Source organism: Pseudoalteromonas sp. A22 (assembly GCF_018141345.1).
Taxonomy (GTDB): Bacteria; Pseudomonadota; Gammaproteobacteria; order Enterobacterales; family Alteromonadaceae; genus Pseudoalteromonas; species Pseudoalteromonas maricaloris.
This window is the reverse complement of record NZ_CP047238.1, coordinates 2,486,449-2,509,437: the sequence shown is the minus strand read 5'-3', so window position 1 is coordinate 2,509,437 and position 22,989 is coordinate 2,486,449. Positions and strand designations below refer to the sequence as shown.

At 43.8% G+C, this 22,989-nt stretch carries 16 protein-coding genes; 10 read left to right on the top strand and 6 right to left on the bottom strand.

Features of this window, described 5'->3' with window-relative positions; translation table 11 throughout:
- Positions 1-110: 110 nt before the first annotated feature.
- The 3 genes from recC to recD are packed head-to-tail and all read left to right on the top strand — an operon-like array spanning position 111 to position 8,765.
- Positions 111-3,368, top strand: a complete 3,258-nt coding sequence (gene recC, locus GSF04_RS15970) for an exodeoxyribonuclease V subunit gamma (RefSeq protein ID WP_211857841.1) — start codon at positions 111-113, stop codon at positions 3,366-3,368.
- Positions 3,355-6,891 carry an exodeoxyribonuclease V subunit beta gene (gene recB / locus GSF04_RS15965; protein WP_211857839.1) on the top strand — a complete coding sequence of 1,179 codons (3,537 nt, stop codon included), beginning with the start codon at positions 3,355-3,357 and terminating at the stop codon, positions 6,889-6,891. Before recC ends, recB begins: the two co-directional genes overlap by 14 nt.
- Complete coding sequence (gene recD, locus GSF04_RS15960; protein ID WP_211857838.1) at positions 6,888-8,765, top strand: exodeoxyribonuclease V subunit alpha; 1,878 nt, start codon at positions 6,888-6,890, stop codon at positions 8,763-8,765. The genes recB and recD overlap by 4 nt, the downstream gene beginning before the upstream one ends.
- 135 nt (positions 8,766-8,900) lie before the next feature.
- Here the strand turns inward: recD and GSF04_RS15955 are convergent, their stop codons facing one another.
- Positions 8,901-11,087, bottom strand: coding sequence for a cation:dicarboxylase symporter family transporter (locus GSF04_RS15955; RefSeq protein ID WP_045989677.1), 2,187 nt, complete (start codon positions 11,085-11,087; stop codon positions 8,901-8,903).
- 94 nt (positions 11,088-11,181) lie between these two features.
- Entirely contained in the window at positions 11,182-11,670 is a 489-nt protein-coding gene (locus tag GSF04_RS15950) for a malate synthase (RefSeq protein ID WP_010379126.1), read from the bottom strand.
- Positions 11,671-11,815: 145 nt separating this feature from the next.
- Between GSF04_RS15950 and GSF04_RS15945 the strand changes: the two genes are divergently transcribed.
- From GSF04_RS15945 to GSF04_RS15935, 3 genes are all read left to right on the top strand, one after another.
- Positions 11,816-13,297 carry a DUF3612 domain-containing protein gene (locus GSF04_RS15945; protein WP_211857837.1) on the top strand — a complete coding sequence of 494 codons (1,482 nt, stop codon included), beginning with the start codon at positions 11,816-11,818 and terminating at the stop codon, positions 13,295-13,297.
- Positions 13,298-13,950: 653 nt separating this feature from the next.
- Positions 13,951-15,342 (top strand): pre-peptidase C-terminal domain-containing protein, encoded by a 1,392-nt coding sequence (locus tag GSF04_RS15940; RefSeq protein WP_211857836.1) that lies wholly within the window; start codon positions 13,951-13,953, stop codon positions 15,340-15,342.
- A gap of 240 nt (positions 15,343-15,582) precedes the next feature.
- Positions 15,583-16,038, top strand: a complete 456-nt coding sequence (locus tag GSF04_RS15935) for a GNAT family N-acetyltransferase (protein WP_211857835.1) — start codon at positions 15,583-15,585, stop codon at positions 16,036-16,038.
- A 55-nt stretch (positions 16,039-16,093) separates the two neighbouring features.
- Here GSF04_RS15935 and mnmC read toward each other — a convergent pair whose 3' ends face one another.
- A complete protein-coding gene (gene mnmC / locus GSF04_RS15930) occupies positions 16,094-18,079 on the bottom strand; it encodes a bifunctional tRNA (5-methylaminomethyl-2-thiouridine)(34)-methyltransferase MnmD/FAD-dependent 5-carboxymethylaminomethyl-2-thiouridine(34) oxidoreductase MnmC (RefSeq protein WP_211857834.1) in 1,986 nt (661 codons plus the stop codon).
- A 176-nt stretch (positions 18,080-18,255) separates the two neighbouring features.
- Here mnmC and fabB point away from each other — a divergent pair, with 176 nt between their 5' ends.
- Entirely contained in the window at positions 18,256-19,470 is a 1,215-nt protein-coding gene (gene fabB, locus GSF04_RS15925) for a beta-ketoacyl-ACP synthase I (protein WP_211857833.1), read from the top strand.
- 82 nt (positions 19,471-19,552) lie between these two features.
- On the opposite strand, the gene smpB is transcribed toward fabB, so the two are convergent.
- Positions 19,553-20,035: an SsrA-binding protein SmpB gene (smpB, locus tag GSF04_RS15920; protein WP_010379116.1), complete on the bottom strand. Its 483-nt coding sequence runs from the start codon at positions 20,033-20,035 to the stop codon at positions 19,553-19,555.
- Positions 20,036-20,176: 141 nt separating this feature from the next.
- Here smpB and GSF04_RS15915 point away from each other — a divergent pair, with 141 nt between their 5' ends.
- Together GSF04_RS15915 and GSF04_RS15910 are read left to right on the top strand one after the other, a co-directional pair.
- Entirely contained in the window at positions 20,177-20,611 is a 435-nt protein-coding gene (locus GSF04_RS15915; RefSeq protein WP_099028822.1) for a type II toxin-antitoxin system RatA family toxin, read from the top strand.
- Positions 20,611-20,946: an RnfH family protein gene (locus GSF04_RS15910; RefSeq protein WP_010379113.1), complete on the top strand. Its 336-nt coding sequence runs from the start codon at positions 20,611-20,613 to the stop codon at positions 20,944-20,946. Before GSF04_RS15915 ends, GSF04_RS15910 begins: the two co-directional genes overlap by 1 nt.
- Positions 20,947-21,251: 305 nt before the next feature.
- On the opposite strand, the gene bamE is transcribed toward GSF04_RS15910, so the two are convergent.
- Positions 21,252-21,611: an outer membrane protein assembly factor BamE gene (bamE, locus tag GSF04_RS15905; protein WP_211857832.1), complete on the bottom strand. Its 360-nt coding sequence runs from the start codon at positions 21,609-21,611 to the stop codon at positions 21,252-21,254.
- A 181-nt stretch (positions 21,612-21,792) separates the two neighbouring features.
- Here bamE and GSF04_RS15900 point away from each other — a divergent pair, with 181 nt between their 5' ends.
- The gene (locus GSF04_RS15900) at positions 21,793-22,125 is read left to right on the top strand and encodes a GIY-YIG nuclease family protein (RefSeq protein WP_211860033.1); all 333 of its coding nucleotides are present in this window, start codon (positions 21,793-21,795) and stop codon (positions 22,123-22,125) included.
- Here GSF04_RS15900 and GSF04_RS15895 read toward each other — a convergent pair.
- Complete coding sequence (locus tag GSF04_RS15895; RefSeq protein ID WP_211857829.1) at positions 22,053-22,988, bottom strand: M20/M25/M40 family metallo-hydrolase; 936 nt, start codon at positions 22,986-22,988, stop codon at positions 22,053-22,055. The two genes, GSF04_RS15900 and GSF04_RS15895, sit on opposite strands and share 73 nt — an antisense overlap.
- Position 22,989: the final 1 nt, after the last annotated feature.

Here is a 22,989-nt window from a genome sequence, read left to right as displayed (position 1 = left end):
CGACGGTTGTCGCTTTTCTACTCAAGCGCACTCGCATTAACCTCAATAACTACCGCTTATAGGAAGATTCAGATACACTTAACACAGCGTTAAACTGCATGGCAGACAACATGTTACACATCATCCAATCGAATCGAATGGAAATCTTGCAGGCGCAACTCTGCACACTCATAAAATCAGCACCACTCACTAACCCTTTTGCAAAAGAAGTGGTGTTAGTACAATCTCCTGGTATGTCTGAATGGCTCAAACTAGGTATGAGTCAGCACTTAGGAATAAGTGCACAGGTCGACTTTCCATTACCATCTAGCTTCATTTGGAAGCTATACCAAAATTTCATTGATGATGTTCCCAAGGAATCCGCTTTTAATAAAAGCAATATGACTTGGAAGCTATTTACGCTGTTACCTGACTGCATTGATAAGCCTCAATATATTGCGCTTAAGCACTATTTAGGTGACGACCCGTCAGGAATTAAGCTATTTGCCTTGTGTGAAAAAATTGCCGACGTTTTTGACCAATATTTAATGTACCGCCCCCAGTGGATTGAATTTTGGGATCAGGGCCAAGATGCGCTTATAGATGTGGATGTTGAAGCCATCGCCCCTTGGCAGCCTGATCTCTGGCGTCGTTTAGTCCACCATGTTGAAGCACTTGAACAAAGTCCGTATCACCGTGCCAACATGCACGATCAGTTACTGCAAGGGCTGGCCAATGCACCAGATGGCAAACTTCCCGAGCGGATCTGTATATTTGGACTGTCGGCCATATCGACCAGTCAGCTTGATATTTTTCAAGCGCTTGGCCAAAAAACGAATGTATTTTTATTCTTTTTTAACCCCAGTGAACACTACTGGGGAGATTTAGTCGATGAGAAGACTCAAGCTAAAGTCGCTGCAAAATACGCCAAGATGCCAGAACTTGAAGCGAAAGACGGCGAGTATTACTACATTGGCAATCCACTCCTCTCTTCATGGGGGAAGCTCGGGCGTGACTATTTTGAGCAATTATTGCAGCTTGATGCCAGTTGGATAGATGGATTTGATGACGCGTTTGATGACAGCCTGCTTGGCCAAGTACAGCAAGAGATCTACCAGTTGGCATTTAAAGGAGAGTCGTTAACCGCTGATCAAAATTGGTTTGTTTCGCAGCAGGGCAAGTTACCCATTATGGCGGATGATACCAGCATCGTTTTTCAGGATTGCCACACGCCACTGCGTGAGGTCGAGCGACTCCATGATTATTTACTCAATCTGTTTGAACAAAATCCAAGCCTGACGCCTAAAGACATTATCGTCATGATGCCTGATGTGGGCACCTATTCGCCATTTATTAAAGCAGTGTTTGACAGCAGTGAAGATAGGCTAAGGATCCCTTATGCGATTTCCGATCTTGCAATCGAGCAAGAGCGGCCTATTTTAACGTCTTTTGTGACACTAACAGACTTACCCAATAACCGTTTTTGCGTGTCGGATATTCTCGATTTGTTGGGCGTTTTGCCGATCGCCGAACAGTTTAACCTTGAAAGCCATGAGTTTGACTTAATTCGCTATTGGCTTGATCAGGTCAGTGTTAAATGGGGCTTAAATGACAGCCATAAAAGCGAATATGGCTTGCCAAAAATACCACTAAATACGTGGCAGCATGGACTCAACCGTTTGCTCTTAGGGGTTGCAACAAACGACGAACAGACGCCGTTCGCATCTATTTATCCTGCTGATGAAGTCGAAGGTATGTCGGTGGCAGTACTTAACAAGCTTATTGGCTTTGTTGATGCGCTGATTTGGTTAAAGCGACAACTCAACAGCGAAAAGACCTTAACGAACTTCGCAGCAATTCTACGTGAAGCCATGGCGCTATTTTACTCGTCAGAGTCTGAACAGAGTTGGGATTTACTTAAGCTTGAGCAGATTATAGAGAATATCGAAAAACACCATGAAAATGGCGATATTCAAGCGCCAGTTTCAGCAAAAATATTAGCGTATTTGGTCAAGCAAGGCGTCAGAGAAAAAGGGGTTGGGCAGCGCTTTTTAGCCGGGGCGGTAAACTTTTGTACGCTGATGCCGATGCGTGCTATTCCATTTAAAGTGGTGTGTATGCTTGGTCTCAATGACGCGGACTATCCTCGTACTGTGCAGCCTATTGGTTTTGATTTAGTCGCACACTCCACGAGACGTAAAGGCGATCGCTCACGAAAACTAGACGACAGATACTTGTTCTTAGAAGCGTTACTCAGTGCTCGAGAAAACTTGTATATCAGTTATATTGGCCGCTCTTGCTTTAACAACGAAGCCCAAGTGCCATCTGTTCTAGTCAGCGAATTGACTGAATATCTAGATCGCAGCTTTTATTTTGAAGATATGCCAAAGCAGTCGCTTGTTACTCGATTAACTTCACAACTGCCATTACAACCTTTTAATCCTGAACATTTTAAAGCAGGCTCACTACAGAGCTACAATCGTACCTGGCTTTGGCAGCATAGAGCGGCGCAAGCTGATGAAATAAAACCGTTGGCACCAGTTTTAGACGCAGAAATTGAGTTTAGCGATTTGCTGCGCGGCGTTTGCGAGCCGCAAAAGTTATTTTATCAGCAAGCGCTGGGCATTAAACTCAAACCAATAGAAGCGTTAACACTCGATGAAGAGCCTTTTGCATTAGATGCTTTGGAGCGCTACCAATATTTAGATGAAGTGTTGGATGCTCAGCTACAACAACAGCCCTTAAATCTTGAACAGATATTACAACGAGGCTCGCTGCCTCAAGCAAACATTGGCAAATTACAGCTGGAGGGCCTGCTCACCCGCGTTGAACCTATGGTTAACGTACTGGCCCCATTACTTAATGAGCCAAAGGAGCCTCTAGAGCTAAAACTTAGTGTTGCAGAGCATATACTGGTTGGTTGGCTTGATTGTGTGTATGACAACAGGCAAGTGTATTACCGTAGTGCCAGCATTAAAGCCAAAGATTTGATTAAAGGGTTTTTACATCATTGCGCGGCCTGTGTAATGGGGCATGAAGTTACTACTTATATTGTTGGGCTAGATCAAAGCGTGCACTTTGCCGCTATTTCACAGCCGCAAGCACAGCAATATTTGGAGCAGTGGCTGGCTTTTTATAAGCAAGCACTGAGTGAACCTGTGGCATTTTTTCCAAGTTCTAGCATGGAATACGCCAAAACACAGGATATTAAAAAGGCCGTAAATAAATTTAAGCCGCAATATGTTGGTCGAGGAGAAGGGGAAGATCCCTATGTTCAACTATGCTTTAGCGATTTGTCAGCTCATGAAGCGTGTTTTTGTGCACTTAGCCTTACTTTGTTAACACCTATTCTTGATGCCGCTGAGGAGGTACGCCATGGAGATGCTTAATCCCATTACTATGCCTCTAAGTGGCCAAAACCTAATTGAAGCCAGTGCAGGTACGGGGAAAACCTACACCATCACCGGTTTATATCTGCGTTATTTACTTGGTTTGCGTACTTCTGATAAGCAACATGAGCCGTTAAGCGTTGAACAAATCTTAGTGGTAACTTTCACAGAAGCGGCAACGCAAGAGATCAAAGACCGAGTGAGAAAACGCATTGTTCAAGCTCGAGACGTGCTACTAGGTGAAGTCTGTAAAGATGAACTGATAGGTGCTATTTTGGCGCAAGTTGAAGATAAAAAGCGTGCCTTTGATCTCCTTGATGCTGCCGCTAAGTCAATGGATGAAGCTACGATATTCACCATTCACGGCTTTTGTCAAAGAATGCTGAAGCAACACGCTTTTGAGTCTAAGGTGGCATTTAACCTCGAGTTTATTCTTGATGAGAGCGAGTTGATTGACGCCGCGATGGCAGATCATTGGCGACGTTTTGTCTATCCGCTAGATACAGAAAAAACACAGGCTGTGATAGAGCAATTTGCTACACCTTATGCACTGGCGAAGCAAGTTAGACCCTTATTAGCAAGAGAAAATGCCGAAATTAAACCCTCTGTTTCCTTAGATGCAGTATTTGCAGCTCGCGAAAAATACCAAACACTAGCACTGTGGCTAAAGGCCGAAATAGTCAAAGCTGACTACATCAATGTGTTGAAAAACGCGGGGCTGGCAGGCAATCGGGCACCAGGGCGAAAAGCTAATCTTCAAGCGCTGGAGGATTATGTCAACAGTGAGCAGTGGTGGTTTGAGTTTGGTAGCAGTAATCATTCCTTTGGACTTTGGGGCAGTGAAAGCCTTGCTGATGTTGCTCAATATAAAAAGAATACAACGCCGCTGGAGCATGAGCTTATTCGTCACTTTGATACCTTGGCAGAGCTCCACCAATTGGTTGGGAGTGGGCTTAAAATCGCGCTGGTACAACACGCGGTGAACGAGGTAAGAGCTTTGCTTCACGCCCATAAAGAAGAATATGGCTTGATCTCTCCCGATGATTTACTTAAGCAGCTGCATCAAGCGCTGATGGGCGATAGTGGTGAGCGCTTAGCCGAAAAAATTGCACAGCAATATCCGGTTGCCATGATAGATGAGTTCCAGGATACCGATCCCATTCAATATGGGATCTTCAGCCGAGTTTACGCAAAGGAAAATACCGCATTAACCTTGATAGGCGACCCAAAACAAGCCATTTACGGCTTTCGTGGAGCGGATATTTTTACTTATATCGGTGCAAAGCAAGGAGTTGCGCAAGACAGGCAGTATACGCTTGCAACCAATTATCGCTCCGATAGTGACGTGGTTGCCGCAGTGAATACGATATTTACTCGCCATCCCAATAGTTTTATCTACAACAAAGATATCCCTTTCATTGAGGTAAGCGCGCAAGGTAAAGCCGAGGATGCGCAATTTACTATTGCGTCTAAAAAGTCGTCAGCTCTGCGCTTTAGTGTATTACCAAATGAGGATGAAGCACTTAGCAAAAGCGCCGCGCAAGCGCGGCTAAGTCAGGCGTTCGCAGGTCGAGTTGCAGAGCTTATCGAGCAAGGGCAGTCGCGGATTGCGAAGATTGGCGAAAACCCAGTAGTGCCAGCGGATATCTGTGTTTTAGTTCGCGACCGCATAGAAGCGAGCTTGATCAAACGAGCCTTAAATCAACTCGATATTGCCAGTGTGTACCTTGCCAGAGATAGTGTATTTAGGCAGCCGTTAGCAATTGCGTTGTATCAACTGCTTGATGTACTGCACGGGAGTTACGACGAAGCGGCGCTCAGAGGCGTGCTTGCGGGACCATTATTTTATTTAAACAATCAAGCGCTATACGACTTGCAGTTTAATGAGCAGCAGTGGCAAGGTTATTTGCAGTTATTTAGTGAGTTAACACAGCTTTGGTATCGCTCTGGTGCAATGGCGATGCTGGAACACTTATTGATAACTTGTGAGCTGCCAGTGATTTGGCAGCAGCAGGGAATGGAAGTGGAGCGTTGGCTAACTGACTTCCGTCATTTGGCTGAGCTTTTACAGCATAAGCAATTAGAGCTCGATGGCACGGGTCGTGTGTTACGTTGGTTTTTATCGCAGCTAAATAACGCCCAGAGTGACAGCAGCCAAATTCGCTTAGAGAGTGATGCCAACCTGGTAAAAATTGTGACCATGCACGCATCAAAAGGTTTGGAGTATCCGATTGTCTTTATGCCATTTGCGCTTGGGTTTCGTGAACCTGATACGTTAGTTTATCACCAAGGGGATAAGCTAGTTGTCGATCTTGAAGCCAGTGACGACGCCAAAGAAAAAGCAGAGCAAGAACGACTGGCTGAGGATATTCGCTTACTTTACGTTGCGCTGACGCGTGCGGTGCATTATTGCGAGCTTGGGCTTTACGACATTCAACAAGGGCGCAGTAAAAAGTCTGCGCTGCACAAAACGGCTTTAGGATTTGCCTTGTTTGGCACGGAAATCTTCGACAGTGCCGAGGCTTGGCAAAGTGCCTTAAGCCAGTTGTGTAAAGCACATGTGGCAATGGAATATGTAAGATTAGATGAAATCACCACGCCACAGCAAGCGATAAACACTAAACTTGAAGACAAGCCTCTAGCTCTGTCTGCGAAAACCTTCAGCGGTCAGATTGAACGCCACTGGCGTACTACAAGCTTTAGCCAGCTAAGCTATCACACGCATCATGGTGATAAACCAGCTGGGGCCGTGGACGAAAACCATTTACTGGACTTACCTGAGCAGCGTCAAGAGCGGGAAAAAACCTCTTATACTTTTCCTAAGGGGGCCAAGCCGGGCAGCTGTTTGCACGAAATCTTTGAGCTTATAGATTTTACCGCACCGCATTCCCCCAAAAACGAAGATAAGTATACGCTGACCGAAGCGGTCACTAAGTCTTTGGATAAGTTTGGTATTGCGACCGAATGGCAAGAGACCGCTGAGCGCTGGATAACAAGCTGTTTGGCAGCACCACTTGCGCCACATCCTCATTTACAACTTGGTGTGCTGCCACCGGACGACTGCATTGTTGAAATGGAGTTTTATTTGCCACTGAAACCACTCAGTGCGGTGAAGCTGAACAAGATCCTCAGTGATATCACTGGACAAAAGTCGTTTTTAAACTTTGATGATGTGAAAGGCATGCTGAAGGGGTTTATCGACTTAATCTTCAAGTGGCAAGGACAGTTTTTTGTTCTCGATTATAAGTCCAACTACCTAGGTGATAGCCCTGAAGATTATCACTACGATAACCTCAATGCCGCGATGTCGTCTCATCAGTATCATTTGCAGTATATGATTTATACCGTGGCACTTCACCGCTTGTTAAAGCAGCGCCTTGTGGACTATAACCCTGAGCAGCATTTGGGCGGGAACTACTATTTGTTCTTACGTGCATTACCGGACAATCAGGGGGTTTTCTTCAATCAGTTAAGCGTAGAGCAGGTGTTAGAATTAGATGCATTATTTGAGGAGTCTGTATGAGCCAGTTGAGTATGGACTTTGAGGCATTCGATCATCATAGCTTTATAACGTTATTGCTTGAACATAAACGAGTTGGTAAAGCCGATATCGCGTTAGCCAAGTTGCTGAATCAGCAAGGCTACGACGATCACTTCTATGTATTTTTACTATTATTAATCGCTCATGGTCGTCAGCATAGTTGTTTAGAGTTAGACAGTATTAATTACCAGGATCCGTTTGAGCTCAGCTACGCGGTTGCGGATGGATCTGTAGAGTTGTCGCCATTTTCAAGCACAGGTATAGCCTTTGCAGCGCTTGCACAGCATCCTGCGATCGGTGAAGATAAGCCGCTTCGGCTATACGGTAATAAGCTCTACTTGGCGAGATTAGCAAATTATGAAGCAAGGCTTGCTGGACACTTTGAAATGTTGGCAAAAGCCGATGTTACGCTGGACGAAGCAAAACTGAGTGCACTGTTGGCGTCGTTTTTTCCAGCCAGTGAAGAAGACATTGATTGGCAAAAAGTGGCTTGTACGCTTGCTATTATTAAGCGATTTTGTGTCATCACGGGTGGTCCCGGTACGGGAAAAACCACGACGGTCACAAAACTGCTTGCTATTTTACAATCGCTGTATAACAGAGCGCCGTTGACCATCAAGCTAGTAGCACCGACCGGCAAAGCAGCTGCTAGGCTCAGTGAGTCAATTATTGGTGCGAAAGCGAGGTTAAACCTGCCGCCAGCGCTTGCTGATTTACTGCCGGAGCACGCGCAAACTATTCATCGCTTGTTAGGCGTTATTCCTAATAGCGTGCACTATCGTCACAATCAAGATAACCCGCTGCATGTTGATGTGCTGATCGTTGACGAAGCATCCATGGTGGACTTATCGCTTATGGCGAAGCTGGTGGATGCACTACCAAAACATGCACGGCTTATTTTGCTCGGCGATAAAGATCAGCTCGCATCGGTAGATACCGGTAACGTACTCAGCGACTTATGTGAAAACTTAACGCTTGGGCAAGCACCACATTACAGTCAGGCACTAAAAGCAAAGTTAGCGGAGTTGAGTAAACAAAACCTGCCTGAGTCGGGTGATACCAGCGCTGAGTTTATGTTGGAAGATAATCTGGCGTTTTTACAAAAAAGTCACCGTTTTGACAGTCGAAGTGGGATTGGTCAGTTAGCATTTGCCGTAAATAGTAACAATAAGCGGCAATTAGACAGCGTGCTGGGGCAAGGTTATAGCGATATACAGCATCATGAATTAAATAGTGAAACCTACAATGCCCTAATTGCTAGAGCGGCGGAGCAATACCAACGATACCTGCTTGCCATTCATCATGGTGAGAGTGAGGCCATAATTCATAGCGAGTTTGCCAGTTATCAATTGCTTGCGGCCGTGAGAGAAGGCCCTTACGGTGTGAACGAGTTAAATCGCAGAATAGAGCTTAAGCTTAGTCAAATGGGATTAGTGCAACCGACAGGGCGCTTTTACGTTGGTATGCCCATTATGATCACCCAAAACGATTATCAGTTGAAACTGTTTAACGGTGATATCGGGATCATTTTACGCGATGAACAGGGTGAACTACAGGCATCATTTATCGATGAACAGGGAAGCGTTAGGCGCTTTTATCCTGCCAGATTGCCGAGCTTTGATAGAGTGTACGTGATGACTATCCACAAATCGCAAGGCTCTGAGTTTGCTTACACGGCAATGATACTACCACCAATTCAACGTGCGCAGCAGGGGATAAATCGCCAGCTTATTTATACTGGGATCACCCGAGCTAAACAGCAGTTTGAATTGGTGGCACAATATAAAGTATTAGTGCAGGGTATGAATCGAAGTGTCAGTCGCAGTAGTGGTTTGCGAAGTCGGTTATCAAATTGATGAATTTTTTGTTAAAAACTTGTTTTATTTTGTGGTTTGGCTAAGGTTAAAGTGAGCTTGAAAGCTAGCTCGCCCAGTGAGTAGACTTGCCGTCAGTTAACGTGTTAACTGACGGCGTTTTTTATTCCGTTGGTATTAAAACTTCAGTTTATCAATAAGTGTGTTGGGGTCGATTTCCAGTTCATCCATTAACGACCAGCGAGTTTGCTTTTGTACACTACCTTTTCCTAAGATCCAGTAATCATAAGTTTTTTCAATACGGCCATTGGTATGCTGGATAGTCAGCCAAGCATTTACATAACTCAGTAGATCTTGATTGCGCTTGGCGACAGCGAATCCAACGGGGTATTTCAAGCTCGCTCCTTCCGGCACCACAACGCCAAATTCAGGGTAGAACATGCTCCATGCAAAGCCCGCCTCTGCGCTGATCACTAAGGCGTCATATTTCTCTGGGTGCTTAAAATAGCTTTGCAGATTGTTAATGCTGGATACTTTTACCTTAGGGTTTTGCTGCGCCAATTGTTTGAGTAGCGGAGCATACTCAACGTGAGCTAAATTCAGCTTATCAAGCGTAAGTAGGGCTGACTTGTCAGCAAATTTCTTTAAATCATGATCTTTGGCCAAGAGCGCTAGTTGCAGCTCCAACACCTTGTCACTAAAGCGCACGCTTTGTAAGTCGGCAATATTAATTTCAAGGCCGGACATTGCAATATCGAAATATCCCTTGTTGAGATACTCTGCCAGTTGTGGCTTTTTAAAAGGAATAAACTCGATTTTAACCCCAAGGTCGGATGCGAGCCTATGTGCGAGGCTGACATCAAAACCCACTAACTGGTCTTTTTGATTAAAGTAACTAAACGGCACATTATCGATAAGATATCCAACACGCAGCAAGTTACGTTTTTTAATCACATCGATATTTGTCAAAGACAACTCACCGCTTTGGTATGCTTTAGGGACATAGCTAAGCACATGAGCAGGTACGGTATCCGAGATCACCATATTAGCTATAGCCTCATCGGCCGATTTAGTTTGCTTACCAAGGTAATTATTTGCTGTAAAACTCAACAACATGAATGCTGGGAGTAGTGCAGATAGTAGCGTTAAATAATAAACCGAGCGCACGCGTTTTAGGTGTAATTGCCTGCGGTTGATGAAAATACATAAAAATACAAATGCGAAGATATATACCACAGTGGTCGGTGAAACCACTTTTGCGGTGAGTACTGACATCGATAAATATAACTGATAAGTATCAGCCGGGACACGCAAGGTATCGAGCAAATAGGGAATCGCGATATGTACGTTTGCAAAGTAACTTAGCATCGCCGATAAAGACACATTAGGAATTTGTTCGATGCCGATTTGGTTGCCGGTAAGCCATGCTGCAAAAGAGACAAAAATGAGGGTCGTAAGCTTTCCTAAACTCGGGAAGGTATAAGCGATAGGCACTAACACCTCAGCGATGTGATCAGAGCTTTCGTCGCTTTGTTTTATTTTGCGTAAATGATCTTTGATCCCCTCGGTGATCACCGGCAATACAATAAAAACGTTTCCGGTACTAAATGCGGTGATCCATGCATTGCGCATAACCATGATGAGGTCGCGGTACTTAACAGGGGTGAGTGCAGCAACAAGCATAGGTAGTAGTACTAACATCAAGTACACGCCGACACATAAAACGACAACCCAGTACACTTGCAATTCAGACAGTTCTTCTGCGCTCATGGTGCCAGCGGTGCTTGCTGTCATCGCAAAAATGCCGATAGGGAAGATGGCAATGATCTTCTTGGAAATCACCGACAGACCTTGACCAACGACTTCTAACACATCGAGTAAACGGTTTTTCTTTTGATTAGAAATAAGCGCCATGCCTAGCGCAATACAAAATATGACTAAGGCCGGTACATTACCTTCTGCCATAGAAGCAAAAGGATTAGAGGGAATATAATGTTTAACGAAGTCTACTTCGGGAGCTGCGGCGACCAATGCTGGGGAGAAAAAGGTCCCGGCATCATGCGCTGGTAATGTCATAATAAAGCACCAGATCACAGCAAGACCTACCACCCAAATGGAGATCATGACTAGCGCTGCTTTTGCAAGAATGCTTTTAACTTGTTCGGGATTAAATTTCCCTAAACCCACGATAAGGCTGACGACAATATAAGGGAGAATGGTGATTTGCATCAGGTTTACAAAACCTGTACCAATAGGTTTTAAAAATGATAACCGTTCACCGAAAACTAAACCAGCAAAAATGCCAAGTATGAGCGCCCAAAGCATCCAGTTAATGTTTTTTAGAAAATTAAGCAATTTAGTCATGTGCTCAGTCGAAAAAAGAGCGGTATTTTAATTAGCTTAGCTTAAAACTTACTGAATGTTTGAGCGATTTGATTACAAATTATCGAGTGTTTACTCAAAGTTCATAATCATCCCCATTTTTGGCACGATAACAGGCTTTTCCTGCTGGTTGTTGCACGCCGTGATAAAAGCTCATCCATAGTTTTTGTAGCTGGGTTTTAGTCTTTTTACCAACCACAGACGCCAGTGGTGTTTCGACGATAATATCTTCGATATGGGCGCTATCAAATTGGCCGAGCATTCCGGTGCGATTGAAGGTAATTTCAATATGTAAGCCATCGTCCTGTTTTAACAAAATAGCCTCCGGTGTTTCACGGTGACCGCAAAGCGCGACGAATTGGCTACAATTTTTTAAACCACAATGGGTGCCGTTGGCAAAAAACGCAAGCAGGTGATTGTAGTAAACCACATAGTCTGTCACCTCCATGTGTGAGCCAAACTCTAAAGGACATTGTTCATCAAGATACTGTTTTGCCAGCATTGACTGTTGCGCTTTCGTATCGTCAATTGGTTGCTCTGTATGCGGTTGTAATTGCGCTGCCATGATCCACCTCACTTGTTCATGTTGTCATAAATTGGGAAATATATTCTGGTTGTTTCGTGTACATTTTGAGTGTAAGTTAAATATTCAAATAATTTCACAAAAAGAATTTCACAGTGTGAATTTCACAAAAATGGGGTGTGAAATCATGGCAAAAGTTGCAAGCTTAATTAGAAAGTCTCACTTTTTGGGCACTAAAATAAGAAATCTAAGAAAGCGTAACCATCTGACTTTAGAAGACTTATCGGCTCGATGCGTTAAGCAAGATCCAGCCAGCGCGCCTTCCGTTTCTTACCTATCAATGATTGAAAGAGGCCAGCGTACGCCAAGCGAAGCGATGCTCGAAAACTTCTCTAATGTATTTCAAAAACCGATTGAGTGGTTTTTAGATAGTCAACCAGAAGCACCGGAGATAGCGCCAGATAAAGGCAATTTCGGTGGGATAGTGGGGATGGCTTTAGAGCCCAACTTTCTATTTGCCAAAGAGATATTACAAATTGCGATCCCAGAAATGCTATCCCAAGCGGGGATCAGTGGTAGGCAGTTTGCGCACCTTTTGATCCGTGCCCACCAAGAACACCATCAAAACCACTTTCCTGATTTAGAGCGAGCAGCCGATGAAGTGGGAGGCAAAAATCTCTATCTCAGCTGTGATGACCTCATGGCAATTTTGCTAGCAAAAGGTCGAAAAGTGGAGTGGTTTGAGCAATCTTCGCCTGACGGAGAGGGGATGATCACTTCTTATTTCAAAGAGCCAAACATGGTGTTTATAAATCGCGCGTTGCACGCACATCCCGCGAGAATGAAATACGATTTAGCCGTTCATATTGGCCATGCAGTGCTTCACAATAGTGAAGGGTTAGAATGTGTACTCACTACCGGAGAAAGTCGTAAAAGTAACGATAACCCCGATCATGATACTCCAAATGCCCAAGATATTTTGAGCGCGTGGCAGGATTTTGAATCGAGCTTCTTCGCAGGGGCCTTATTGTGTCCCCGTACACCATTTCGGCAGTTACTCGAAAGCCGAGGTTACGATGTGCGCGTCCATGAGCAACTTGGTATTTCTGCTTCCGTTGCAATGCGCAGAATGACATCGGTTTCACCTTATCCACATTGGCATTATTTTGATGCTTATCAAGCTGGTAAACTCAAGGCGGTGTATCGGGGCAATGGCATTCCTTTACCTTGGGGTAATATGCGTAGCGTTGCCGATCCGTGTCAACACTGGGCCGTATTTCGTAAATTTCATGATGATAGTAATAGTGCCAGTGCTCAGCTTTCGATCCTGAATGTTAATGGTAAACCGCGTCTGTATTGCTGTGAGTCAGTAAAAATCGTTGATGTGGCGAATCGTCCAAGGGTGCTGTGCGCGGGTCTTGATCTCAATCCTGCTATTAATGCACAAGGAATTGATGCTGACGCCTTGATTGGAGAGTTACAAAAAGCTTGTATTAGCCATGGTGGCGCGAGTGTGGTGCCCTATCATATGAAAACCCAATTACTCCGTGTTGCCAAGATTTTAAATATTCAGTGGATTGAAAGAGGGCTTGAGGGCTCTGTTAGGGTGATTTGTACTCGAGGAAAAAGCTGCCCAAGAAAGCCGAGTTGTTATGTCGAGAGTCCGTAATTGACGTCATTCGATGATTGTTTTGTTGAGTTTTTGATAATAAAAGTTGAAAAGGTAGGCGTTGCATGCCATATTTTTTATGCAGGTTGTTTACATCTGCTTAATACTCATTCTTTTAACTATCATCTAGGAGACGTAAATGTTCATCTACAACAAACAACGCCCTAGTGATCTGCATGAATGTTCCGTTAATTACCACTTGAGTGAGTGGTTCGACGAATAGCCTCACCTGAATTTCAATTCTATTCCCACCGACAATTTGTTGGTCGGGTTTTATCACGTTCCGTATCAATGCGAATGTAAGCTCTAACGCTAATTGCGTTTAGGTTTTTCACAAAACCAAATTAATAATACCAGTTGTATTAAGTAAATGATCTATCTTGAAGCGGGGAAATAGCTTTAGTAGCAAGGCAAAAATTTTGCTATTTAGTTGTTCTAAATGAGAAATTTTTAACGAAGCTAATATGCTATTTCACCCTTCAAATTGATTAGAGAATTAATTCAATTGGTATAAGGCTTACTTCTGCACTTTTGGCCATCGTCATCAGTGTATAAGTTGCAGTGGGCGCTTCGTGCAAATACCGTGTGCGGCAGCGTAGCTTTGCAATGCAACGGTACGGATCATAGAAACATATATCATTCAGGTAAATACTATGAAAAACAATAACATTCTATTTGTATCACTAGCTGCTTTAATGCTTGTTGCAAGCCATAGCTACGCTTGCTCAACTACGGAAACTGAATCTAACGACAGCGAAGGTAATGCCAATAGTGGAGTGTGTAATAACACGACAATTAGCGGCGAGTTATCCAGAGGTGATATCGACTGGTTTACTTTTGATGTGGCGGCGCCAGGTTCGATAGATATCTCGCTAGACCATAGCTCTGGTGATGATTTTGACTGGTTCTTATATCAAGAAACAGGCTCAGCAGTTGTCAGTAGGGAAACGAGTCAAATACCAGAAACGGGGAGTTTTTATGCTGAGACTGCAGGTACCTATTATATAAAGCTAACCCGATATAGTGGCTCTGGTTGGTATGATTTGATTGTGAATTTTGTCCAAGGTGAAACTCCTCCGCCGCCAACTGGAGAGTGTAATTACGGTATTCGTCCGTCAAAACCTGGGGCATTAAAGGCTTATCTTGCTGGAAATAGCTCAGACACGTGCAACACGCTCACACCGGATAACGGTGCCACGCTCTTAATGGGAGGGGGAACCGATGTTGATAATGCTTTTAGCCAAAGAGTAGCTCCTCATATTGGTAATGGTGCTGATGTGGTGGTACTGCGTACTTCCGGCACGGACGCGTACAATGATTACTTACTTGGTCTGATGGCGGCAGATTCAGTTGAGACGTTAATTATTGATTCTGTTAGTAAGGCTAATGACCCTTATGTTGATTGGGCTATTCGCAGTGCTGAGTTTGTCTGGTTTGCTGGAGGCGATCAGTCTGATTATCTAAATAAATGGCAAGGAACTTCTGTCCAAAGCGCGGTGCAGCACGTTTTTGATAAGGGAGGTGTTGTTGGTGGTACATCAGCTGGAATGGCGTTACTGGCCGACAGTATTTACGATCCTGATGGTGTGCTCGGTGCTATCTCCAGTGAAGTAGTAACCGATTTTTGTCACGAAACACTGAATTTTAGTAGTCGGTTTGTTTCTATCCCCATGCTAGACAATGCCCTAACAGACACGCACTTTGCTGAGCGTGACAGAATGGGACGTGCAGCCGTATCTTTAGCTCGCCACAGTAGTAACTATTTTAATATTGCAGCGAGTGAAGCAACATCAATTTTCATCAATAGCGAAGGCGAAGGGATCGTGGATGGCAGCGCTGAAGTTTATATTCTCAAAGAAACAGCACAAACTAAAAGAACAGCACTTGCTTGCGGTCAAGCAGTACAATATCAAGACTTTTTGCGGGTTAAAGTGTTGCCGGGGCAGAGTTACAACATCTACACCCACACACATAGTAGCGGTGAACTCGCGCTCTCCATTAACGGAAACTTGAGTAACTTTTATTTACCCAATAACCCGTATTAAGCAGCTAAATACAATTACTTTTCTGACTTAATATTAACCATAACCCAATGCCGTTGCCGGTATTGGGTTTTATATCCGGAGTAAAAGTACCGTGCTAGAGTCGCATGATATTTTTGATCTATGCATTTTAGTTAGTTCATTTCTAATTCCAAGTTCAGATGAAATAGTAATTTTGTCTGTTTAACTTTGTGCACTATTGCTGTAAGTTGCGCCGACTAATTCTGAGTAAAGGTCGGTATTTTGGAAATTCGTCAAGTAGTGGGTTCATTAACACAAGTCTATTTTAATTTGGTGCAAGCATATGAAGCTGAGTTTTCAGTGTTGACGGAAAAATTACCAGATAGTAACGGTTTATTTCAGATAGATACGCCAATAGATGAACAGCACTTTGGCTACTTGGCATATGAAAATGGCCATCCGGTTGGCTTTATCAATATTTTTAAAGCGCAAAATACCTTTGAGGTATGTGAGTTTTATATCGTGCCTACAGCGAGAAAACGTAAACTTGGTTCTTCGTTTATGTCCGAAATATGGCAAATGTATCCTGGGCATTGGCAAGTCAAGCAAATTCAAGGCGCAGATCACGCGATCAATTTTTGGCGCAACGCATTGACGTTAAACGGTATCGACTACAGCGAATCTCAATATCAAGACGACTATTGGGGTGTCGTAAATAGACAGGTCTTTACCGTGTAATGGGTGTATATCGATTAAGGCATAATATCTAGGTGATGTTATGCCTTAGCCATTATTAGATTTTACTTCTAATTAAATCCCTGACGAGCAATCTGGCTGGGTGGATTGCCTGATGTACTCGCTCGCTTAAAGGTCTTGCTTCGCCAAGTAGAGTTGCAACTAAGTGCTCAGTAGCAAGTGGAGCACTGCACAGTCCTCGTGCGCCAAAACCAGTAACAATATGAATTCCTTGATAGGGTAGTGCTGGCTTCCCAAAACCGTAGTGTTTTCCCTTTCTTAAATTAGCAAACGCCGAGCAAAACTCATCGTTATGCTGGACTTGACCAAGCATAGGCAAATGATCGTTAAAGCAGCAACGTACCGCGGCTTTTGCAGAGGTGATCTCGCCAAGACTCGCGGCTAAATCCGTGTCTTTATAAAAGCGTTCAAGCTGGGCGCGGTTAACTGCATCATCTTCGGCTTTTACCTCTCGGCTTTTGCTATTTTTTTCAAATGTCGCACCCATACAATGCTGCCCATTCATTGCGGGAGTAAAGTACCCTTTATGGCAAAGTACGGTATTGAGTTTTTGTGATCCTTCTCCAGCATCAACATGAGAGACCTGACCGCGAACGCCGTGTATAGGAATATGTTTGGTTTGCTCGAATCGGTCAGAGTGCTCACCGCCACAGACAAAAACATCTGAAAACGGCCCAAATGTATTATCTTCACTGTGTAACAGCCAGCCGCTCTCAGTTTTTTCAAGCTTTTGTATATCAGTATTAAAATGAGTCGACACCGCTTTGAATGCGTGAGCTGCATCAAACACCGCTTGCGTTACCTCTGCCGGGTTTAGCCAGCCTGCCTCTGGAATATAAAGACCACCGTAGGGCAGTGCGGTATTTGCTATGACTGAAGCCTGCTTGGCATCAACGGCATGAATTAAGTCATGCGGCCAAGTTGCTTTTTCAGCTAGATTTTGGTGCTGCGCTTGTTTGGCTTCACTAACTGACTGCAAGAGTACGCCACACCAATCGTGTGCGAAGTGGTAGCCTGTATTTGCAATATGCTGATAAAGGCGCTTTGCATATAAAAAGCTGTGGGCGTATAGCTCGCTTGATGGCGTGTGATCTGCTTGCAGGTTTGGATATAGCGCGCCTTGACGATTGTGAGAAGCACCTTTGGCTAACGCGTCGTCTTGGCAAAAAAGTGTTGCGCCAAGATTACGTTTACTAAGGTGATACAACAAACAACTTGAGGCAATACCGCCGCCAATAATAGCGATACTCTCTAGCTTACGCGGTGTGGTGCTGTAATACGCTGGAGTATTGGAGTTTTTATTGGCACGGCTCAGCGTTCCAACCACCATTTCGCGTTTGCGACCAAACCCTTTGACTTTTTTGCACGCAAAGCCGGCGTCTTGTAGTCCTCTGCGGACAAAACCTGCGGCGGTAAATGTTGCTAAAGTAGCGCTATCTCGGCTCATATTGGCCATGGCATCAAATAAGCTTTGCTGCCACATATCTGGGTTTTTACTCGGAGCAAAGCCATCTAAAAACCAAGCATCGACAAATCCGGCTTGCTCAAAACTTAGCTGTGGTAAATTATCGTGAATATCACCAAACCATAAATCTAAGGTCACTTGACCATCGTCAAACTCTAGGCGATGACATCCTTCAAGGGCCATCGGGTATTGTTGGCAAAGTTTTTCGGCGAGCGGGGCAAGCGTAGGCCAAGCTTGTAGCGCTTTAACTAAATCATCAATATGGATTGGATATTTCTCAAATGAGACAAAGTGGAGTTGGTTAACGCATGCGTCTTTGCTACGCTGGTTGAAGTGATACCAAGCGTTGAGAAAGTTTAATCCAGTACCAAAACCAGTTTCTGCGATGACAAATCGGTCTTTGCCATGATTTTGTAACCGCTCGTCGATATGGTTCTGAGTATAAAAGACGTAATGTGACTCAGCTAACCCATCATCGTTGGAAAAATAGACATCGTCAAAACTATCGGCAACAGGGGTACCAGCATCGTTGAAGTGTATTTGAGCGTTTTTTATCATGAAAGACTCTATGTTCGACTATTTGGGAACTATTTTACTGTCTTTCGACTCAATAGTCTGGTTGCATTTTTAGTTATTTAGGTTCAGAGTACATGTGTACGCTGGAAAGCTGACCACTTGGCGCTAAAATTCAGCGTATACTACGCATAATTTGTAATATCGAAGGGAATAAACCCATGAGAAGAGCCGTTATTACGGGGATCGGTGTTGTTTCGAGCATCGGCAACAACAAGCAAGAAGTTTTAGAGTCATTAAAAGCAGGTAAGAGCGGTATTGCTTTTAACCAAGAATTTGCAGACTACAACCTACGTAGCCAAGTGTCTGGTAAAATAGATATCGACGTAAAATCTCTCGTTGACCGTAAGGCACATCGTTTTATGGGGGACGCGGCAGCGTTTTCTTATATCTCGATGGCACAAGCAATTGAAGATTCAGGGCTATCAGAAGAGCAAGTATCAAACGAACGCACAGGCCTTATCGTAGGTTCTGGTGGTGGTTCGTCTAAGTACCAAGTTGAAGCCGCTGATATTCTGCGCGAAAAAGGCGTTAAACGTGTAGGGCCTTATATGGTTCCACGTACCATGGCAAGCACGACTTCTGCGTGTTTGGCAACACCATTTAAAATTAAAGGTGTGAACTACTCAATCAGCTCTGCATGTGCAACATCAGCACACTGTATTGGCAATGCAGTTGAACAAATTCAACTAGGCAAACAAGATGTTATTTTTGCTGGTGGTGGTGAAGAGCTACACTGGACGCTCGCGATGGAATTCGATGCCATGGGTGCGTTGTCAACCAAGTACAATGAAACGCCTGAGCGCGCATCACGTACGTACGATGCAAATCGTGATGGTTTTGTAATCTCTGGCGGTGGCGGTATTGTGGTAGTTGAAGAGCTAGAACACGCTCTTGCTCGCGGCGCGCACATTTATGCTGAAATCGTTGGTTATGGTGCGACATCAGATGGTTACGACATGGTAGCACCATCAGGTGAAGGCGCGGTACGTTGTATGAAACAAGCGATGCAAAGTCTTGACGCACCGATTGACTACCTAAACACGCACGGTACTTCAACACCAGTTGGTGACGTGAAAGAGTTAGGTGCTATTCAAGAGTTGTTTGGCGATAATTCCCCAGCTATTAGTGCAACTAAAGCAATGACAGGCCACGCACTCGGTGCGGCTGGCGTGCATGAAGCGATTTACTCTTTGCTGATGCTAGATAATGACTTTATCGCACCATCGATCAATATTGATGAACTAGATGAGCAAGCACAAGGCCTAGACATTGTAACCGAGCGCCGTGATGGGCCGCTTAATACGGTGATGTCAAACAGCTTTGGCTTTGGCGGTACAAACGCAACACTTGTGATGCAAAAGTACAAAGGTTAAGCACTTTACACTTAACTTTATATCAAACACAAAAAAGCAGGCTAAGCCTGCTTTTTTCGTTCTGTTCGTATATTAAAATAAATTAACGTACATTGTGTTTCATCAAACGTTCTTTATCACGTGACCAGTCACGGTCTTTAATATCAGCACGTTTATCGTGTTGCTTTTTACCCTTCGCAAGATAGAACTCGAGTTTTACCCAGCACTTTTTCCAATACATTGCTGTGGCAATCAGAGAATAACCATCACGCTCGGTCGCACCGATAAGACGTGAGATTTCACGTTTATTTAGTAGCAGTTTACGATAACGAAGCGGATCGCATATCACATGTGTAGAGGCACTATTTAGCGGCTGAATTTGACTGGCCAACAAATAGGCTTCGCCGTTTTTGATATGGATGTAAGTATCTGAGATATTGACTTTACCGGCGCGGATACTTTTTACTTCCCAGCCTTGTAATTCGATACCTGCTTCGAACTTTTCATGTAGTGAATACTCATGACGCGCTTTTTTATTTAGCGCTATGGTATTGCTATTTGATTTACTTGAATTTTTCTTTGCCATAATGGCTTAGTCTACCTATAAATCCTGTTTTAAGACAGCGCTTTTTCATTAATGTGACGTATTTTTACTTAGTCAGTGGCTGCAAACAAGATAAATCTGCAAAACCTTGGTAAAATCCTTGTATTAAGATTTGGAGTGTCTATGCCACAGATAGAAAAAAGTGCTTTGGTGATGTATAGCACCAAGGAAATGTTTGAATTGGTCAATGATGTTGACGCTTATCCCGCATTTCTGCCGCATTGCTCAGATGCAAAAGTTATCAGCAATGATGAACAAGGGATGACCGCGAGTCTAGAAATTTCGAAAGCCGGCCTAAAAAAGTGGTTTACCACAAAAAATGAATTTGACGGCAATCGAGTAAAAATGTGCCTAGTAGATGGACCATTTAAGTCTTTAAATGGTTATTGGGAGTTTACCGCGCTTGATGAACAGGCTTGTAAGGTGAGTTTAAAATTAGAGTTTGAATTCGCGAGCAAATTAATTGAGATGGCGTTTGGCAAGCTATTTAATGAAGTGGCCAAGAATATGGTGTCTGCGTTTACCCAGCGAGCCAAAGTTGTTTACGGAGCGAGATGATGATAAAGGTTGAAGTGGTATTTGCATTGCCAGACAGCGCGACGTCATTGTCGGTTGATGTGCCTGAAGGGACGTCTGCTGAGCAAGCAGTACTACAGTCAGGGATTTTAGAAAAATGCCCAGAGATAGATGCGAATGATTTGACGCTCGGGATCTGGAACCGAACGGTAAAATTACAGCAAGTAGTCAGTGATGGTGACAGAATCGAAATCTATCGTCCGTTAATTGCTGACCCGAAAGAAGCGCGCAGGCGCCGTGCGGAGAAAGCAAAAGAAGAAGGTCGTGCAAGCAAAGTTACCGGTGGGCGACCTGTCTCTTTAGGAGATAAGGAATAATTAACCTGAGCTTCGGATAGTTAATGCCTTTCTAGCAGCCAGTTTTAGCGCTAACTGCGTTGAATTCACTTCCAATAGCCAACTATTGGTGCGTAAATTCGCCTTGCCTACAGGATGTAGGTACCTTAGCGAGAGCAGGACGCAGAAGCGGTGTTATCCCTAAAACTGTCTGGCTAGATAAGGGTATAATTTAATGTGGTATTAAAAACAATGAGTTAGCTCATTCCTTATCCAAACCTCAGGTTAATTAAAAAAGGGGAAATACCTTTCCCCTTTGACTACGAAATAATGTGTGCCCTTTGACTCTATGAGTCTAAAGGAGTGTTAAATTCTTCTGGCTCTTCGAAGTCGCCGCTTACGCGAACTAGTTTGTCATTCTCGAAATAAACGCTAAACGACTTTCTGACCTCTGACTCTCTATCAATATTAAATACGTACTGGTAATGCCAGATATTGTTGTTAAAAGTATCTTTAGCAAGCGGTGTACCTAGCACATATAGCACTTGCTCTCTGGTCATTTGCACGCGAAGTTTATCTACATCTGACTGCTCTAAGAAATTACCTTGTGGCACGTTGATGCGATAAATCCAGCTTGAACAGCCAGACATAAATACCGTCATAACTACAGCACTGAGCCAAACAGAAAGGGTTTTATTAGACAGCATGAAATTGTGTATCCTTATTATCAGTTATTTGCATGATACCGATTGCACAGAGAAGGTAAAGTCTCTTAGCGGAATTGGACTGCACTAAGTGTAAAAAGTTCGCAGATAAGTTGCAAGAGCTGCCATGTGTGGTAGAAGTCATTGATAAGATTTTGAGGAGAGCCTGTTAGTGCTAGGAAAAATGTTACTTAGCGAGCCCAATAAAACGGATCACCAAGCTATTTGGAGCTTATATATCCTAGAAACGCGCTTTGGTCATTGGTACACAGGAATAACAACCAATGTAGAGCGGCGCATAGAGCAGCATCAGGCTGGGAAGGGGGCAAAAAATTTAAAAGGTAAAGGGCCCTTAACGTTAAAATTTCAATGTGCTGCTGGTACTAAATCTCAAGCTGCAAAACTTGAGTGGCATGTTAAGCAGCTTACAAAAGCACAAAAAATTCAGCTAGTAGAGTCAAAAGGCGAACGCGTTAATGACAAAATAAAGTCATTGATGAGGTTTACCGCTGCCTGATACTTATTTAAATCCATATTCTCTAGTGTATCTCTGGTGGTGTGATGATGTTTATCTTCACCCATACCGAAATAAATATAGGGGATCCCTTGACGATAAAAGGCGTAGTGATCGCTTGCTTTGTGCCAATCAATTCTAGGATTATTTGTATAACGCTCAATTTGTCGTTGTGACGATACTATGGTCAATTTTATTGAAGATTGCGCCTTGTTCTGAAGCTCTGTTTTATATTCCTTGAAACCCGGTGAAAACAACGCAAATAAACGGTTGTTGTTATTTATCCCTAACATATCAAGGTTGATGTTGAGTTCAACTTCTCGGTTAAGATGCTTGGCATAATGTTTTGCACCATGTAAGCCGCGCTCTTCTGCATCGGTTGCGACAAACAAAATATCGCGAGCGCGATTTGTTTTACTGAGTTGCCTAGCCATGTGTAACATCGCAGCTACGCCAGATGCATTATCATTGGCGCCTGGATAATGTCTCTGTCCTGTGGTTCCTAAATGGTCGTAATGCGCACTGATAACAATGGCCTTGTCACAACGAGGTTGGGTGCAAGGCAAAGTCGCTGTGATGTTGTGACCTGCGTCTTTACTAAAAATGCCGGCTCTAAAGGTAAAGTGCTGATAGCTCGGATTTCCACCTAATTGCTCAAAAGCAGCAAAAATATATTGTGCACTGATGTTAGGCGATTGGGCTCCACTTTTACGGCCTTGGTGACTAATGCTCGTAAGTGTTTGTAAATCCTGCACCAATATATTATCAACATGAACAATACTTGGATGTTGCGTTTGCGCCACTGCACTCGTGGTACATATCGCGGTCAGCATTATGCCGAGTAGTTTGAACGGGAGCTTCTTCATT